Raw genomic sequence first — 13,011 nt, forward strand, 5'->3', positions numbered from 1 at the left:
GAAAATAATATCCGTCGCTCCTGCGTTAAAACGGCTAAATACCCGATGTTTATGCGGTTTTAGACGCAATTTCCTCGCTGTAAATCTTTTACCTATCCGCAACCCTTCCGCAACACCATGATAAACTTTCACTACAACACATTTTAAATTCAATTTTTACATTCAGACATATCTATATCCCTAATATTGCCAGGTTATTAACCGATATGTTCCGTTAGTCACCGAACCATAATTCTACCTGCCTTCTCTGTTCTGCCGTTGTCTGTGCTGTGTGCGTTCATCTCTGCGGGGAGTTTCCTGCCTGCACCCGGCCTTTCAGCGTCATAACACAGTAAGCGGGTATTTAGCAGATGAGAGTCGTGCGGATATGCTTTTAGAAAAACCCACCACCAGGCGTAAATTTTTGCTCGGTTCACTGCTGGCGTTGCCATTAAGTGAACTGGTCCTGAAAGGCATGACTGCGGCACAGGCTGCAGAGATGGCCGCACCGGAGTTAGCCGATTACAAACCGATCTTTTTTAGTGCCGATGAGTGGCAGTTTATTCTGGCCGCCACCGACCGCCTGATTCCGGCGGGCGGCAAAGGCAAAGCACCGGGCGCGCTGGAAACTAACGTGCCGATCTTTATCGATCAGCAGCTGCACAGCGAAGCGTTTGGCAGCGAAATCTATATGCAGGGGCCGTTCAACACGAAAGCACCCGCCACGATGGGTTATCAGATCCCGTTCCGTCCCCAGCAGATGTATCAGACCGGTATCCGGCTGATCAATCAGTGGTCGCAGAACACGCACCAGAAAGCGTTTCATGCGCTGACGCTGGAAGAGAAAGATGCGGTGCTGACCCAGGTCAACAAAAACGAGATCGACTTTGCCGCGCTGGGCGAAGCCGATCTTAAGCCTTCCCATTTCTTCAGCCAGCTGCTTTCCGATACCAAGCATGGCTACCTGGCCGACCCGATGTACGGCGGTAATAAAGGCATGAAAGCCTGGATCGCTATCGGCTTCCCCGGCGCGCGTGCCAGCTTCACCGAATGGGTGAAACAGCACAACGTTCCTTATCCGCTCGGCCCGGTCAGCATTAAAGGTGAACGCGCATAAGCGCTTCCACATCAGGTAAACAGGATTATCATGGCACAGGTTACTAAAAAAGAAGTCGACGTCGTGGTCTGCGGCCTCGGCTGGGCAGGCTCGCTGATGAGCATCGAGCTGGCACTGGCAGGTCTGGACGTGCGCGCCCTGGAGCGCGGCGGCGATCGCGATTACGACGAGTTCGCCTACCCGAAACCGGCGGATGAATACGCCTATGCGGTGCGCAACAAAGTGTTTGCGACACCCGCCGAAGTGGCGGTCACCGTGCGCTACAACAGCAGCCAGACGGCATTGCCAACCCGTAAATGGGGCGCGTTTGCACCGGGCACCGGCGTAGGCGGTTCCGGTCTGCACTGGACGGCGGTACTGATCCGTCCGACGCCGACCGATATCAAACTTAAAACCTACGTTGACGAGGCTTATAAGCCCGGCATTCTGCAGGATGATATGCGGGTGATGGACTTCCCGTTCAGCTGGGAAGAGATCGAGCCCTATTACTATAAATTCGAACTGATTTGCGGCCAGTCGGGCAATACCGGCAACCTGCGCGGCAAAATCCTGGAAGGCGGCGACCCGTTTGAAGGCCCGCGCTCTGAACCTTACCCACTGCCCGCGCTGGATGACACGCTGAACAATGTGATGTTCAAAGAGGTGGCGACGAAACTCGGTTACCACCCGTTCCCGAATCCGTCAGCCTGTGTGTCGCGTGCGTGGAAAAACCCGTACGGCAACCAGATCGCCCCGTGTAACTACTGTGGCTACTGCAGCAAGTATCCGTGCCTGAACTACTCCAAAGCGTCGCCGCAGACGGCGGTGATGGATTCGCTGAAGCGTATGCCGAACTTCTCCTATGAAGTGAATGCGGAAGTGATCAAGGTCGTGCTGAACGATGATAAGAAAACCGCCAAAGGCGTGATCTACATCGATGCGCAGGGCAACGAGTGCTTCCAGCCCGCAAAAATCGTGGTGCTGAGCAGCTTCCAGCTCTACAACGTGCGTCTGATGCTGCTTTCCGGCATCGGCAAACCTTACAACCCGATTACCGAAGAGGGCGTGGTAGGGCGTAACTACGCGTTCCTGTCGAACGGCGGCGCAACGCTGTTCTTCAAAGATAAAAACTTCAATCCGTATGCGACGGCGGGCGCGACCGGCCAGATGTTTAACGATATCTCGCCAGGCAACTTCGACGGCCCTTCACTTGGCTTCCTGGGCGGTGCGAAGATCCACAGCTCACAGGCGACCGGCACGCCAATCAGCACCGCGCTGCCAAAAGGCACCCCGACCTGGGGCATGGGCTACAAGGAAGGTCTGGAAGAGTGGTACGGTCATTCGATGAAGATCAGCATCACCACCACCTGCCAGTCTTACCGCGACATCTATCTGGATCTCGATCCGAACTACAACGATCACCGTGGCCTGCCACTGCTGCGCATGACGTTTAACTGGAAAGAGAATGAGCTGAAGCTGCAGCAGCATCTGAAAGGCATCGTCGGCAACATCGCCAAAGAGCTGAACCCGGACAGCATGAGCATGAGCTTCCTGCCGATGGGCGCGGATTTCGATATCACCAAATATGTCTCTACCCATAACGTGGGCGGCGCGGTGATGGGCGATAACCCGAAAACCTCGGCGCTGAACAAGTATCTGCAGAGCTGGGATGTGCATAACGTCTTTGTGCCCGGCGGCAACGCCTTCCCGCAGAACTTCCAGGCGAACCCGACCGATACCATCGGTGCGATTACCCTGATGGCGGCGCAGGCGATCAAAGATCACTACCTGAAAAATCCCGGCCCACTGGTACAGGCATAAGCGCATGAATAAGCTGAAACTGAAGTCTTTTATTTTTGCCAACGCGGTGCTGCTGGCCAGCGGATTTGCGCTGCCGGTTCACGCCGAAGATGAAGCGCAACTGATTAAGCAGGGCGAGTATCTCTCCCGCCTGGGCGACTGTATGGCGTGCCACTCGCTGCCCGGCAAACCGGCCTATTCGGGTGGACTGGCGATTGAGTCGAACCTCGGCACCATCTTCTCCACCAACATTACGCCGGATAAGCAGCATGGCATCGGTAACTACAGCGAGCAGCAGTTCTCTGACGCGGTGCGCAAGGGCGTATTACCGGATGGCTCGCATCTCTATCCGGCCATGCCGTATCCTGACTACGCCAAAATCAGCGATGCCGATATGCACGCGCTCTACGTCTACTTTATGAAAGGCGTGCAGCCGAGTGCGGAACAGCCACCGGAAACCGATCTGAGCTTCCCGTTCAGTCAGCGCTGGGGCATGCGGTTCTGGAACTGGGCGTTCACGTCCGATAAGCCGTTCCAGCCGATTGGCGGCGCGTCAGCCGAGGTTAACCGCGGTGCCTATATCGTGGAGAGTCTGGGTCACTGCGGCAGCTGCCATACGCCGCGCGGTCTGGGCATGAACGAGAAAGCGCTGGATAGCGGTGATGATAAATTCCTGGCGGGCGGCAGCCTGAACAACTGGGATGTGCCGTCACTGCGTGGCCTGCCACACTGGAGCGAGCAGGAAGTCATCGACTACCTGCAGACCGGCCGTAACGATAAAGCGGCAGTAGGCGGCGAGATGACCTCGGTGGTCGAGCACAGCAGCTCACACATGACCGATGCCGATCTCAAAGCCATTGCGGCCTACCTGAAGTTCCTGGGCGGCAATCCGCCATTGCAGGCGTTCAGCGTGCAGGCGCAGCAGGCAACGGAAGCGAAACTCACCGCCGCGAAGAACCTCAGCGAAGGCGAGCGTCTCTATCTGGATAACTGCGGGGCCTGTCACTTCGTGACCGGCAAAGGCGCACCCGGGATCTTCCCAGAGCTGGATGGCGCAACCATCGTGAATGCTAAGGATCCAACCGGCTTGATCCACACCATTCTGGCCGGTGCGCAGCAGCCTTCGACCGCGAAAGCGCCGTCTAAACTGGCGATGCCAGGCTTTGCCCAGCGGCTGAATGATGATGAAGTCGCGCAACTGGCGACCTTTGTTCGTCAGGGCTGGAGCAACACCGCGCCTGCGGTGAGCAAAGATCAGGTTGCTGAAGTGCGTAAAACGCTGAAGTAATCGCGCTTTCCCCTCTGCCTGTCCGGGGAGGGGAAAACCCGGATTAATGGAAGGTGCGTACCACTTCCAGCACGCCGTTAATGATGAACTGCACGCCCATACAGACCAGTAAAAATCCCATCAGGCGCGATATCGCCTCAATACCGCTTTTACCCACCAGCTTCATGATGGCACCCGAACTGCGCAGCGAGATCCACAGAATCAGGCTCACCAGCAGGAAGGTCAGCACCGGTGCCACGCTGATTACCCAGGCGGGAAAATCGACGCCACTTCTTACCGTTGAGGCAGAAGAGATGATCATCGCAATGGTACCCGGCCCGGCCGTACTTGGCATCGCCAGCGGCACAAAGGCGATATTCACCGGCTCTTTAGCCCCATCCAGCTCATCCAGTTTCTGCTTAGCTTCAACTGAATGCCCGGCAGGTTTAGCCGGGAACAGCATCCGGAAGCCGATAAAGGCGACAATCAGGCCGCCCGCCATGCGCAGACCCGGTATAGAGATACCGAAGGTATTCAGCACCGCACTGCCCGCGTACCATGCCACCATCATGATGGCGAAGACATAGATGGAAGCCTGGCGCGCCTGGCGGTTGCGCTCCTCGAAATTCATGTCACCCGCCAGCCCTAAAAACAGCGCCACGGTGGTGAGCGGATTGGCGAGCGGCAGGATCACCACCAGCCCCAGGCTGACCGCTTTAATCAGTTCCAGCATAGCCGATCTCCCTGATTAGTGTTTCGGGCGCTCCAGCGCCTCTAACAGCTCAGGGAAGAAGTCCTGCAGGATTTCCGGCGTCATCAGTTCGGGGTACTGCATCAGATGCTCGCGGATACGTTCGTTGACGTCCGGCAGCAGACGCTGGGCCGCGGCGCTGGCGGTGATTTTGTGCTTCTTCATGGCGCGCAGCAGATCGCCTGGCAGCGCGTCTTCGTCATCGCCGTCATCGACCATCTCCAGCGCATCCAGCTCGTCGAACATCTCCATCAGCGCTTCGGTCTGCGGTGTGCGCGACTCATATTCACGCGGATGTTCATCTTCCAGAAAACGCAGCATGGCGCGCATCGGCGTGCCGTCTGGCGTGGAAGGCGGCTCAGCGGCGAACCAGCTCAGCAGCTGGTGCATGGTGACCTGATGGACGCGATAACCGCTGTCGACCAGCTCATCGGCCAGCAGCTCGGCGGTTTCGTTTTCAATCAGGCAGATGTGGGTGCGATTAGGTTCGTACTGCTCCAGCCACTGGTAGATCTCTTCAATCACGCCATCGTCATACTCGAATTTTTTGCTGAGATAGCTGCCGTCCTGTTCATGAACGCAGGCCTGAATCTGATCGGGGTCGAAGTAAAGTGCGATGTTGATGCCTTTCATGCGTGCTGTCCTGTAGAAACCAAAACAACACTATAGCGCTCAACCCCAGGTTAAGGGAATGTCAGGCATCACAGCAAAGCGGGGTTTAACGCTCCCCTCAGAGCAGAGAGGGGAGAGAGAAGGGAAGGAGATCAGGAGATAAAGTTTTTGCCCTGCTTCAGCACCACGTCACAGGCTTTGGTTTTCAGTTTCTCCCCCATCGGCGAGTTGCTCAGGCTTTGCAGATTCAACTGCTGGCCGTTCCCGGTGTTCAGCAGTCCTGCCACGCCCTGGGTGTAGTCGGTTTTCTGTTCCTGCGCGGTGGTGGTATTCAGACCGAGCTTGCTCAGCACCTGATCTTTAACCGACTGCACATTGTTTTTCACCACGTTATGTTCGACGCAGTACTGCATCACACCGGCCGCGTTGGTCATGCTGTTGGCGCTGACCGCTTTGTCGCCGCCGCCCAGCATGCTGGTAATAGCAGACAGTGACATGCCGCCATTTTGCTGGGTGGTGCCGGTGGTGCTGCCGTTGTTCTGCTGGCTGAGCTGCGATGCTGCACTGCTCAGCTGATCCTGCCAGCTTGCCGCTGATGCACTGCCTGCCACCAGAAGTGCCGCCAGTCCCCATCCCCACGCACTGCGTTGTGCCTGTTTCATCTTAACCTCAGTATCTGCTTATTCAGTTTTGCTAAGAAAGGCTGAGGAGCAGAAAGTTCCTGAACTTTCTTCATAAATAACGCTTTGGGAATCTTCTGTAATAGAGGCAATAAAATATCCGGATGAGCACGGGTGTTATTATTTCGTGAGATGACTTTCCCTGGTGCGTTAATTAGCGCTTCAGCTGAAACATTCTTTAATATTCTCACGGTGTTTATCAGGAATTGTCCTGGTTTAAATTAAAGTTACCGCTTTGCTTATAGCGTATTTTCTAAGCGATTGCGTCTGGTCTGGTAATATTTACCTGAGGAATTATTTTTATATAATCTCATGTATTTTTAGTTATTTTTATTTTTAGCGTAGCGGTGATTTAAGCCGACTTGCTGTTTTTTGATGCAGATTTCTGTGCCGTAATTAAATTGAGTTGGTGGGGGTTTTTATTATTCCGGCTTGCGAAATCAGCGAGAGTGTTCATGCTTAATCACTGTGTCAGGCAGTTGTGGTAGATATTTAATTTAACGGGAGTGATATTATGGCTGGACAGCCAGAGCACAATAATAATGCAGATGTCACGCTTAAACTCGCTGAAGAGCAAATAGCCCTGACGAAGCAAAAGATTGTGGATGGACATGTCCGCGTTACCCGTTCCACAACTGAACATGACGAGGTCATCAGTACACTGCTTACCCAGGAGAAGGTTGAGGTTGAGCATGTAGCGAAAGCGCAGCCCGTTGAAACGATGCCCGAAATCAGGGAAGAGAATGGTGTACTGATTGTCCCGGTAGTAGAGGAAGAAATCCAAATCGTCAGAAAGCTGGTGCTTAAAGAGGAAATCCACATCCGAAAAGTGCAGGAGAATGTTCCTTTTCAGGAGGTGGTGACCCGACGTGAGCAGCAGGTGAACGTTGAGAGAGATGACGATCAAATCAGCTAACAGAGAGGAACCTATCATGGCACAGGAAAAAATCGTAACACTGTTCGATTCTGCAATTCAGGCAGAGGCCGCGAAAAGAAATCTCGTGAAAGCAGGCTTTTCTGATCGGGACATCAGTCTTATCAGTGGAGAACGTTTGCAGCAGGAAGGGCAGTCTGTCCGCCATCCGAGCCTGTGGCAGCGTCTGTTTGGGCACGACGTCGATAAAGATGAGGCGGATGTGTATACCCGAGCAATGGACAAGGGCGGCGTCGTGCTGACCATCCGTACTGAGGAGGAGAAGCTGGCCCGCGCCATGACGATTCTCCATTCTCATGACTCGGTAGATGTGCCGTCACGTATGCAAAGCTCAGTCGGGAACGGCACCACCGCACCGGGCATTAACCCGACCGCAGGCAAGCAGTTTGCCGGTGAGACCAACGACCGCCCGGCTGAGCCGCGACGTACCTCGCTGACCGGTGATGAGAGCGAGGCTGATATTCTGCGTCTGGCCGAAGAGCAGGTGGAAGTGGGTAAACGTCTGGTGAGCGAAGGCTCCACCCGCGTACGACGCTATACCGTGACCGATACCGTCTCTGAAGATATCTCGCTGCATGAGCAGCATGCTGACATCTTCCGCCGCTCGGTGAATGAACCCGCGCTGGCCGGTGAAGTGGACTGGTCCGAGAAAACCGTCGAAGTCGCTGAGACGCATGAGCAGCCGGTAATCAACAAAACGACCCACGTGAAAGAAGAAGTGGTGGTGCGTACCGACGGCAGCGATCGTACCGAGACCATTAACGACACGGTGCGTCGTCAGGAAGTGGAGATCGACCATGCACGCGGTGGTCTGGAGAGCGAGCTTCCGGGTACGACAGCAGGGGTAAAACCTGCTGCAGCGGGTGCAGCGACACAGTCACCCGGCGCGCACAACCATGACCACAAAGAGAGCCTGACTGAGAAAGTGAAGGATAAAGCTGGCGAAGTGAAGGATAAGGTCGAAAACAAGCTGCATCATGACCATACGCATTGAGGCGCCTTGCCTGACAACAACAGGCGCTGATGGGTATCGCTGATACCCTATGCTGAGCATGTGATATGCAAGGAAGAGCCAACCGCGAGGTTGGCTCTTTTGCGTTTGTGGGGAGGGAGAAAAAACGGATAACGACGTCAAATTCTCTTCGATATAATCAGGCGCTATCTGTGCAGGCGGGACAGAAATAAAACCTGAGGGATTAACGTGAACTGTAAACCGATGCTTTTCGTGCTGGCGATGCTCTCCCTGTCGGCTCAGGCCGCTCAGAGCGGAAAAACGCTTGAGCACAAAGACTGGGAAGTAGTCTGTGATAACACTCGGACCTGCCGCATTGCGGGTTATGCCAAAGAAGAGGATCCCTCCGGCTCCATTCTGCTCACCCGTGCTGCTGGACCGGGAACGGAGACAGTGGGCGAAGTGACGCTCGGCGACACCGAAGATGACAGCGAACCGGCGGAAAATCTGACGCTGTGGATCAATGGTAAATCCGCTGGCGATCTGGTGGCGGCTGATGACAACTGGCGAATGTCAGCCAGTCAGACTTCTGCGGTAATCAGCGCCGTGAAAGGCAGCGGTAAAGTTGAATTTAAAGGCGGCACAAAGCCATTCCAGCTTTCCGGCGAGGGCGCGTATGCCGTGCTGCTGAAAGCGGACGACGTGCAGGGCCGTATCGGCACGGCAGGCGCGCTCACCAAAAAGGGCAATAAACCGGAAAGCAGCGTGGCTAAGGCTGTGCCCGCACCAGTTATTCAGGCGGCTAAAACCCTCGGCGGCGAACCCCGTTTGCTGACTGCAGCAGAAAGCGACGCGCTGAAAACCCGACTGCTTGCAACGGTCAATCATAACGACGATGACACCTGCGACAGCCTCTATTCACCGGCCGAAAACAGCGATCCGGAAACCGACGGACTCACGCTTACGCCACTGGATGACACACACGCCTTGCTTTCAGCACTCTGCTGGCGTGCCGCTTATAACGAAGGATATGGCTACTGGGTCATTGATAATCAGCTGAAAGGCAAGCCTGAACTGGTGACCATTTCCGGGTCCGATTACGACAAGGGCGAGATTACCAGCGTGCAGAAAGGCCGGGGTATCGGTGACTGCATGAGCCAGGAAAGCTGGGTATGGGACGGCCAGGCCTTCCGCAAAAGCTATGAGGGCGGGACCGGCATGTGCCGGTATATCCATGCAGGCGGCACGTGGGATCTTCCGACGCTGGTAACGGATGTGAAGGCTGTTTCGGGTTAGCGCTTTTGTTATGCCAGTAAAGTTGATGGCTGACGTGAATGCTTTACGGCGGGCGAGGGGGAGCAGGCAGCTTCAACAAGGAGGTTATGCTGTGTCCCGGAGAACCCAAAAGACGGTTTTTTCAGCAGTTGCACCTCTGCCAGCGGATAAGGGTTGCGGAAACAGGGGGTAACGGTATAATCCTCAACGTTTTCCGCATACCCTTCAGTGCCGAAGTGGCGAAATCGGTAGACGCAGTTGATTCAAAATCAACCGCCGCGAGGCGTGCCGGTTCGATTCCGGCCTTCGGCACCATCGGAACATCAATAGACGTCAACGGACGTCTTTTTTTGTGCCTGAAATCCAGTATCCGCAAGGCTTTGCCCCGCTTTTTAGTCAACCGACGTCAATCTAAGTTACCCCACATCAACATGCTTGTGAGTATAGAACCGAGTATATATGTTGGTTCGATAATGCTTATATACTCACGGCAGCATATGGAAGGAATACCATCATGGCCCTGACTGATACCAAGGTGCGTTCGGCAAAATCTGAAGCAAAGGAATACTCGCTAGTCGATGGCGATGGCATGTTTTTGTTGATACATCCTAACGGCTCCAAATATTGGCGCTTCCGTTTCCGCTTTGGCGGCAAGCAGCACCTCATGGCTTTTGGGGTTTACCCTGAAACGTCACTGGCTGATGCACGTCAAAAGAGGGAAGAGGCCAGGAGGCTTGTTGCTGCCGGTGTCGATCCTCGTGAGCATAAGCGTGCAGTGAAAGAAGAACAGGCTAAAGAGGCCATCACTTTTGAATCTGTTGCCAGAGATTGGCACGCCAGCAATCAAAAGTGGTCTGAGTCACATAGCGGCCGTGTTCTTAAAAGCCTGGAAGATAATCTATTCGATGCGATTGGTAAGCGGAATATCGCTGAGTTAAAAACCAGAGATTTACTTATCCCCATAAAGACCGTAGAGATGTCTGGACGTCTTGAGGTGGCGGCGCGTCTACAGCAACGAACAACTGCAATTATGCGATTTGCCGTGCAAAGCGGTTTAATTGATTACAACCCCGCACAAGAGATCGCTGGAGCAGTTGCCACAGCTAAACGACAGCATCGTGCTGCGCTAGAACTTAATCGCATTCCGGAGTTACTTCATCGCATTGATACCTACACTGGCAGGCCATTAACACGCTTAGCAGTGGAGCTGACGTTGTTGGTCTTTATTCGATCTAGTGAACTACGTTTTGCTCGCTGGTCAGAAGTCGATTTTGACACTGCAATGTGGACGATTCCGGGAGAACGTGTACCACTTGAAGGTGTTAAGCATTCACACCGAGGCTCAAAGATGCGGACTCCTCATCTTGTTCCTTTATCTCACCAAGCACTCGGTATTCTGGAAAAGATCAAAAGCTTGAGTGGAAACCGTGAGCTCATCTTCGTTGGTGATCACGACCCGCGTAAGCCGATGAGTGAGAACACGGTGAATAAAGCACTTCGAGTGATGGGCTACGATACAAAAGTTGAAGTTTGTGGTCATGGTTTTAGAACGATGGCTTGTAGTTCGTTGATTGAGTCGGGATTATGGTCGAGGGATGCGGTTGAGCGACAGATGAGTCATCAGGAACGTAACTCTGTGCGTGCGGCTTATATTCATAAGGCCGAGCATTTGGGGGAGCGTAGGTTGATGCTGCAGTGGTGGGCGGATTATCTGGATGCGAATAGAGAGAAGGGAGTTAGTCCGTTTGATTTTGCAAAGCAAGCAGTAAGATAAGCCCTTTTAAGGATTATAGCTCCTTGAAAATAAGAAACTTTAAAGCGTTATTTAGCGCTTGAGATGAATGGTTTTTCTGTAATTCGTCAAAATTACACATAAAAGGATTGACGACAACACAGCGTTGTTGTCTAATGGCCTCAGCTTCAAACGAGGTAATTTTTAAAAATTACCAATTTGAACATGAGTGGGTGAGTTCTTGCCGGAATACCCACAAATCTTAAATATGAAAGCGAGGATTGAAACATGGTAACAATTAAACAATGGGCCGAGATTGAGGCCAACTACGATGATACTTTACTTTTGGGGAATGGTGCAAGTATCGCTGTTAATAGCGATTTTGCCTATCGTAGCTTATGTCAGAAGTTGACCGAGCTCAGTTCAGATGGGCAGCTGACAGCCTTGTTCGAACTATTTGATACGCAAGATTTTGAGTTGATTCTGCACCGTCTGTGGATTGCAACTCAAGTAAATCAACAACTCGGTGTGCCTGAAAATGCAACGACAGAGGGGTATAAGTTACTTAGAAATCTGTTGATACAATGTGTGAGCCAAAATCATTCTGAGCATCATGAGCTATCGGATGTGCTAATCAAAATCCGTGCTTTTATAGGCAGATTTAAGACAGTCTTATCTCTGAATTATGATCTTATTGTTTACTGGGCATCTTTGCTAGAAGATACAACTACCGGAAAATTAAAGGATTGCTTCATCAATCGTTTGTTTAATGAACAGTTAGATTGGAGTGATTTTAGAGACTTACATTGGAAAGATCGTGAAAAAGGTTACAAGACGACAAGCTTAGTCTTCTATCCACATGGCTCTCTGATTTTGGCTCAAGACTTCAGTGGTCAAGAGTCCAAATTACATACTAATCCTCATGGTGACGGAAATTATCTTCAGCAAATATCTCAGCAATGGAATTCTGCAGCAGTTACACCAGTTTTTGTTTCTGAAGGGACAAGTAAGCAAAAACTAAGTGCGATTGCTCGTAGTCGTTATCTGGATACAGTCTACCGTGAAGTTCTACCAGAGAAAAAGGAAAGTATCGTGATTTATGGGTGGAGTATGGGGGAAAATGACACCCATATACTCGATGCACTGAAAAAAAGTCAGCCATCAAGGATTGCGATTTCAGTGTATGGCACTGATACCTCTGACTGTGATGCAATTGAAAGAATGTTAAAAGCGGTGTTTGGTCAAGGTTTACTCGTCGAGTTTTTCGACAGTGAAAGCGCCAACTGCTGGTGCCATTAAACAAGCGAAAGGGGGCACAGCCCCCGATTTTACGAGGATAAAAATGGGAAAAATCGTCTATAGCGACATTGCAAATTTTATCCCCGGAGTAAACCTGTCACGCATAGAGTCGGAAGAATCAGGAGAAGAGTATCGTTTTTATACAGCACAGCTGCATCAGATCGATGACTGGCAACCTGAAGTGATAGTTTCTGAAAAAGAACAGGTAGTTAAGAGTACGTCGTTTCTAAAAGTGACAAGAGAAAATGATGTCATTATTAACTTAGCGAACGCTAAAGCTGTTCTTGTTAAGCAGGAGCATGCGGGGCGAATATTGGGCAATAACTTTGTTAAGGTCGAGTTGGATGTTAGCAGAGTCTCTCCGTTGTTTTGGATTTGGCATTTCAATGAGAGCAAAGCTATAGCCCAACAAAAATCATTTGTTCTACAGGGGTCAACTGTACCTAAGTTAACTCTGCAAATGGTTCGTCAATTTGAACTCGATTTACCTGGACTAAAAAAGCAACAAGCGATAGGTGAGCTGTATCTTCATCTCAGGATGAAAGATTACTACGAGTACAACTTGATGAAATTAAAGCAACAATATTATTTTGCCAAACTAGAAAATTTATCAAAATAATCAACAATTAAGGTT

Annotated in this window: 12 protein-coding genes and 1 tRNA gene; 10 read left to right on the top strand and 3 right to left on the bottom strand. The window is 52.0% G+C overall.

Features of this window, described 5'->3' with window-relative positions; genetic code table 11:
• Window positions 1-367 precede the first annotated feature (367 nt).
• From NIM72_RS14615 to NIM72_RS14625, 3 genes are read left to right on the top strand one after another with little or no spacing between them, the layout of a single operon-like run.
• On the top strand, window positions 368-1,096 hold the full coding sequence (locus tag NIM72_RS14615; protein WP_095706284.1) for a gluconate 2-dehydrogenase subunit 3 family protein: 729 nt from the start codon (window positions 368-370) through the stop codon (window positions 1,094-1,096).
• Window positions 1,097-1,126: 30 nt separating this feature from the next.
• A complete protein-coding gene (locus NIM72_RS14620) occupies window positions 1,127-2,896 on the top strand; it encodes a GMC family oxidoreductase (RefSeq protein ID WP_033731366.1) in 1,770 nt (589 codons plus the stop codon).
• A 4-nt stretch (window positions 2,897-2,900) separates the two neighbouring features.
• Complete coding sequence (locus NIM72_RS14625) at window positions 2,901-4,163, top strand: cytochrome c (protein WP_253420930.1); 1,263 nt, start codon at window positions 2,901-2,903, stop codon at window positions 4,161-4,163.
• 43 nt (window positions 4,164-4,206) lie between these two features.
• On the opposite strand, the gene NIM72_RS14630 is transcribed toward NIM72_RS14625, so the two are convergent.
• From NIM72_RS14630 to NIM72_RS14640, 3 genes are all read right to left on the bottom strand, one after another.
• Entirely contained in the window at window positions 4,207-4,875 is a 669-nt protein-coding gene (locus tag NIM72_RS14630) for a MarC family NAAT transporter (protein WP_161731916.1), read from the bottom strand.
• Between the two features lie 15 nt (window positions 4,876-4,890).
• The gene (locus tag NIM72_RS14635; RefSeq protein WP_161731918.1) at window positions 4,891-5,526 is read right to left on the bottom strand and encodes a hypothetical protein; all 636 of its coding nucleotides are present in this window, start codon (window positions 5,524-5,526) and stop codon (window positions 4,891-4,893) included.
• A 131-nt stretch (window positions 5,527-5,657) separates the two neighbouring features.
• Window positions 5,658-6,167, bottom strand: coding sequence for a DUF2501 domain-containing protein (locus NIM72_RS14640; RefSeq protein ID WP_253420933.1), 510 nt, complete (start codon window positions 6,165-6,167; stop codon window positions 5,658-5,660).
• A 532-nt stretch (window positions 6,168-6,699) separates the two neighbouring features.
• On the opposite strand from NIM72_RS14640, the gene NIM72_RS14645 reads away from it, so the two are divergent.
• The 7 genes from NIM72_RS14645 (at window position 6,700) to NIM72_RS14675 (ending at window position 12,996) form a co-directional block, all read left to right on the top strand.
• Window positions 6,700-7,101, top strand: a complete 402-nt coding sequence (locus NIM72_RS14645; RefSeq protein WP_253420936.1) for a DUF2382 domain-containing protein — start codon at window positions 6,700-6,702, stop codon at window positions 7,099-7,101.
• 16 nt (window positions 7,102-7,117) lie between these two features.
• Window positions 7,118-8,113: a YsnF/AvaK domain-containing protein gene (locus NIM72_RS14650; protein ID WP_253420938.1), complete on the top strand. Its 996-nt coding sequence runs from the start codon at window positions 7,118-7,120 to the stop codon at window positions 8,111-8,113.
• Between the two features lie 222 nt (window positions 8,114-8,335).
• Window positions 8,336-9,367 carry a DUF1176 domain-containing protein gene (locus tag NIM72_RS14655; protein ID WP_253422109.1) on the top strand — a complete coding sequence of 344 codons (1,032 nt, stop codon included), beginning with the start codon at window positions 8,336-8,338 and terminating at the stop codon, window positions 9,365-9,367.
• 209 nt (window positions 9,368-9,576) lie between these two features.
• Window positions 9,577-9,661: transfer RNA gene (locus NIM72_RS14660), tRNA-Leu, on the top strand.
• A gap of 199 nt (window positions 9,662-9,860) precedes the next feature.
• The gene (locus NIM72_RS14665) at window positions 9,861-11,120 is read left to right on the top strand and encodes an integrase arm-type DNA-binding domain-containing protein (protein ID WP_253420940.1); all 1,260 of its coding nucleotides are present in this window, start codon (window positions 9,861-9,863) and stop codon (window positions 11,118-11,120) included.
• A gap of 246 nt (window positions 11,121-11,366) precedes the next feature.
• Window positions 11,367-12,377, top strand: a complete 1,011-nt coding sequence (locus tag NIM72_RS14670) for a DUF4917 family protein (RefSeq protein WP_253420942.1) — start codon at window positions 11,367-11,369, stop codon at window positions 12,375-12,377.
• A 43-nt stretch (window positions 12,378-12,420) separates the two neighbouring features.
• Window positions 12,421-12,996 (top strand): restriction endonuclease subunit S, encoded by a 576-nt coding sequence (locus NIM72_RS14675; RefSeq protein ID WP_253420944.1) that lies wholly within the window; start codon window positions 12,421-12,423, stop codon window positions 12,994-12,996.
• Window positions 12,997-13,011 lie beyond the last annotated feature (15 nt).

This window comes from Pantoea sp. B550, from assembly GCF_024158165.1.
In the GTDB taxonomy this organism is placed as follows: domain Bacteria; phylum Pseudomonadota; class Gammaproteobacteria; order Enterobacterales; family Enterobacteriaceae; genus Pantoea; species Pantoea alfalfae.

Excerpts from the sequence above, each read along its gene's own strand:
- NIM72_RS14665 (WP_253420940.1), top strand. The coding sequence starts at position 9,861 with ATGGCCCTGACTGATACCAAGGTGCGTTCGGCAAAATCTGAAGCAAAG.
- NIM72_RS14650 (WP_253420938.1), top strand. The coding sequence starts at position 7,118 with ATGGCACAGGAAAAAATCGTAACACTGTTCGATTCTGCAATTCAGGCA.
- NIM72_RS14670 (WP_253420942.1), top strand. The coding sequence starts at position 11,367 with ATGGTAACAATTAAACAATGGGCCGAGATTGAGGCCAACTACGATGAT.
- NIM72_RS14630 (WP_161731916.1), bottom strand. The coding sequence starts at position 4,875 with ATGCTGGAACTGATTAAAGCGGTCAGCCTGGGGCTGGTGGTGATCCTG.
- NIM72_RS14620 (WP_033731366.1), top strand. The coding sequence starts at position 1,127 with ATGGCACAGGTTACTAAAAAAGAAGTCGACGTCGTGGTCTGCGGCCTC.
- NIM72_RS14645 (WP_253420936.1), top strand. The coding sequence starts at position 6,700 with ATGGCTGGACAGCCAGAGCACAATAATAATGCAGATGTCACGCTTAAA.
- NIM72_RS14640 (WP_253420933.1), bottom strand. The coding sequence starts at position 6,167 with ATGAAACAGGCACAACGCAGTGCGTGGGGATGGGGACTGGCGGCACTT.
- NIM72_RS14675 (WP_253420944.1), top strand. The coding sequence starts at position 12,421 with ATGGGAAAAATCGTCTATAGCGACATTGCAAATTTTATCCCCGGAGTA.
- NIM72_RS14615 (WP_095706284.1), top strand. The coding sequence starts at position 368 with ATGCTTTTAGAAAAACCCACCACCAGGCGTAAATTTTTGCTCGGTTCA.
- NIM72_RS14625 (WP_253420930.1), top strand. The coding sequence starts at position 2,901 with ATGAATAAGCTGAAACTGAAGTCTTTTATTTTTGCCAACGCGGTGCTG.
- NIM72_RS14635 (WP_161731918.1), bottom strand. The coding sequence starts at position 5,526 with ATGAAAGGCATCAACATCGCACTTTACTTCGACCCCGATCAGATTCAG.
- NIM72_RS14655 (WP_253422109.1), top strand. The coding sequence starts at position 8,336 with ATGCTTTTCGTGCTGGCGATGCTCTCCCTGTCGGCTCAGGCCGCTCAG.